Genomic DNA, 3383 nt, shown 5'->3' on the forward strand with positions numbered 1-3383 from the left:
GAGGGTCAGGCCATAGCCCTGCCCCTCGGAATGGCTGGCGGCACCTTGCAACTGATCGACAATACGGCCCTCGGGCAGCATGCACAGCGCCTTCCACGCCTGCCAGACTTTTTGCAACGGATGACCCTGCGCGATCGCCCCCGCAATACTGCGCCGCTGGCCCGCAAGCGCAAGCCGCGGCGCTGCCAGTGCAACCGCTGTGGTCGTCACCACCCGCATGAAGGACCGACGGTTCATGTCCGGCTGCCTTTCCGCCGTGTCAACAACACGAACAGCAGCGCCGGGATCACCGAAATCAATGCGAAAAGCAGCGAGAGCGCGGTGAACAGCAGCGGCGACCATGAGGCATAGTTGCCCAGAACATCGCGCAGGTTATCAAATGTCAGGCGTTCCAGCAGGCGCGGCGGGCGGTCCTGCGACCAGGTTTCCCAAGTGCCGTCGCGGCGCAGCATCGCGGCCTGCGCCGGAGCGGTACGGTTTCCGTCACGGCGGAAACTGTCGAGCTTTTGCACAACTTCGGCGGCCTCGATATCCGGGGCAGTCAGCAACCAGACATCCTCCGGTCTGGACGGGTCAAGCTGCAACAACAACATGCGCGCGGTTTTGCCGTCCATCCACTCGGTCAGCGATACGGAGCCGGGAAAGGCGGTTTTGTGAAGCGCCTCAGCGCCTTGCATGATCCAACCCCCGTTCGAAAACAGCCCGAAGAAATGCCCGAGCAGGGAAACCCCGGTGCCAGAACCGGGCGCGGTGGAAGCCGGTGCCTGATCTTGATCGCCGATGAGTTTGAAGACCCCGTCGTCTTTCTTCATCACGAACTGCTGATCCGGATCGGAGACAAGTCGCGTGTCGAAGGCAACCTGCAAGGCACGCCGGGTCAGCCCGGTGTTCCAGATCGGAATCAGGCCCGCACCATCAAGCCCGACAACATGCAGCGCCGGTCGGTCCGTCGCCGAGGACGCCGGCGGGATCAATGGACGAAACAGTGCTGCAAAATCCAGCAGCGTTTCCCGGTCCTTTTCCGGGTCGGCCACTTTGGCCGGAACACTCACGTCGTTGCCGTCCAGAAAGGCGAGGCTTCGCAACAGATCGCTTTGATGCATCTTCGGCGTCGGCGGCACGGTCAACGAACTGCTGCCGAGAATGACCAGCATATCCGTCGTACGCGCGATACAGGGCAAATCGGCGGGGTCGCCCGGCACCGACATCTCGAACGTCACGGTGTTGATCCCGGCCTGAAGCCTGCTTGCGCCGAAGCGGACCGGCAGCGGCGGTTGCAGCTTGCCGCCATCGTGATCCAGCGGCAACAGCCGCACCGTCTGCCCGTTGACCTTGATCAACAGCAATCCGCCTTTCGCCATCCCGGCGGAAAAGCCATAATGCAGCTCCAGCTCCGCCTTCTGCGAGGCAAGAAGCAACCAGTCGTCGGGCAGGATGAATTTCACATCACGCCGGAAATAATGCGTGTTGCCGATGATCTGCGGCGCACCGAGCTTGGCGAGGGCGGTTTTCAGCCCCGGTTGCAGCGGCAGGATATCGGGCTCTGCTTTCGGCACCGGCAGAACCGCTGCAAGATCCGGAAGTTCCGGTCCAACATGCTCAATCTGCAACACCGCAGCATCCCCCGCCCCGCGCCGGATCGAGGCCTTGACCTCGGTTGCAGCGACAATCGCGATGCGCGCCATCGCGTTCGGGTCCGTCTCCTGCGAGTAGAAAGGAAGGATTTTCAGGCGCGGCGCAAAGCCTATCGCATCGCTGACCTGACGCGCGACATCCTGGATCAGGCGAGGATCGGTGCTTTCGTCGGCAAGGATTTCCAGCGGGCGATCACCCGCACTTTGCGCTTGCAGAGCCGCGACCAGACCGGAAGGAACCAGCGGCAGCAGTGATGGGGTGACCGGAACCCCACTGCGTCCCAGATCAATTTCCGTCCAGACCCCGAACGAGGCTTCGGGGCCACAAAAAATCCGGTGGGACTGGCGCGCGGCAAGGTGGATCCGGTTCACCCCCGGAACCAGACCCGCCACGATCAGCTTGCGTTCGGAGAAGGGACCGATGCTGTCAAGCGCAATGAACCCGGCTTTCACGCCGTTGACCGCCACTGCGATTTCGGAGTCCTCCGGCAGGTTGTTCACGCTGGAGCGCAGCGACAACACCAGTGGCAAGGACAGCGGCACGCCCTCGGGCAAGGTCACCAGCATTTCGACCTCGGCGGTCTCACCGCTCAACCTCAGGATACCGGGCTGCGACATTCCCGCGCCGATCCGCACCCCAGCCATCGCCGCACCCGGCGCAGGCAGGATCGGCATCAACCATGACGAGGGTTTCGGCGGCGGTTCCACGACTGAGATTTCGGCAGGGGTAGCGACCTCCACTTCCGGCGTGGACGCGGTGCCGGAAGTTGGCAAAAGCTGGATCAAGGGCGAAGGTTCAGCCGGTTGCGCGACCTGTGCCGTCGGCATGACATCCGCCTGTTTTGGATCGGAGACGAGGAAGATATGCGGCGACGCGCCGGGAACCGCGTCACTGACTGCTGCCGGGTCTTGCGGAGTGATTGCGGCAGGTATCACGATTTGCGGGGCGGCATCCGGCGTTTGCGCAGCCAGCGGGCTGACCAATCCCGCAAGAAGAAACGCCAGTTTGAGACTGTTGTTTACCCTCATGCCCGCCGCGCCTCCGCGATTGCGGCTTCCGTCAGGGAAACGGGCCGGGTGAATGGCACCGGAACGACAAGATTGCCGGACACTTCGTCCGCCTCCAGATATTCGAAATCCTCCCCGAACGCGACGATATGCGCAGGTTTCGCTTCCGCAGGGCGGGCCAGTGCAGCGCGGCGCAGACGGGCCGGTTCATTGATGAAGGCCTTGAATGTCTTGGGGGCGGAACGAATGCTCAACCACAGCAGATAGCCGATGCCGGCAGTAAAGCCTTTCTTGTTCGATTTTGCCAACCGCTTGACTCGCCATGTTTCACTGGACCCGAAGATCAGATGCGCGATGGCCTCACGCACGGCCATGCCTTGATCCGGCTCAAACATCACGCCGAACGTCGGGTCGCCCGAATTCTGATGCACGGCCTTCACGGTTGCCCAGATCGGGCGTTCCAGATGCGGCGCGTCGGTGAAATGCGGCCGGAACTGAACCGCCTCCCCCGTTGCAGCCATCCGCGTCCAACGCTCTCCGTTCGGGCCTTTGCCAACGCGGATGCGCGCACCACTGGCCGAGGCATCAAGGACCGTCGCTTCCATCGGAACATCCCCCGACCCACTCCAGATCAGGGCGGCAGGCATTTCCATCGTTACACGCGGCGAAAGCCGGCGCTGTTGCGACTCGACAGTTGCCCGCAACGACAGTGACACCAGGATCAGGTTGAAGATCGCCCAG

At 62.8% G+C, this 3383-nt stretch carries 3 protein-coding genes; all 3 read right to left on the reverse strand.

Translation table 11 applies throughout. The features are described from left to right. Nucleotides 1–237 (reverse strand): glycosyl hydrolase family 8 (locus L0H65_RS16645; RefSeq protein WP_301460333.1); only part of this gene is annotated, 237 nt, incomplete at its 3' end. Further along, nucleotides 234–2663 carry a cellulose biosynthesis cyclic di-GMP-binding regulatory protein BcsB gene (locus L0H65_RS16650; protein ID WP_301460334.1) on the reverse strand — a complete coding sequence of 810 codons (2430 nt, stop codon included), beginning with the start codon at nucleotides 2661–2663 and terminating at the stop codon, nucleotides 234–236. The genes L0H65_RS16650 and L0H65_RS16645, both read right to left, overlap by 4 nt. After that, nucleotides 2660–3383, reverse strand: a 724-nt coding sequence (locus tag L0H65_RS16655) for a PilZ domain-containing protein (protein ID WP_301460335.1), incomplete at its 5' end; no start/stop codon positions are given. The genes L0H65_RS16655 and L0H65_RS16650, both read right to left, overlap by 4 nt.

Source organism: Pseudorhodobacter sp. (assembly GCF_030452865.1).
Classification (GTDB): domain Bacteria; phylum Pseudomonadota; class Alphaproteobacteria; order Rhodobacterales; family Rhodobacteraceae; genus Pseudorhodobacter.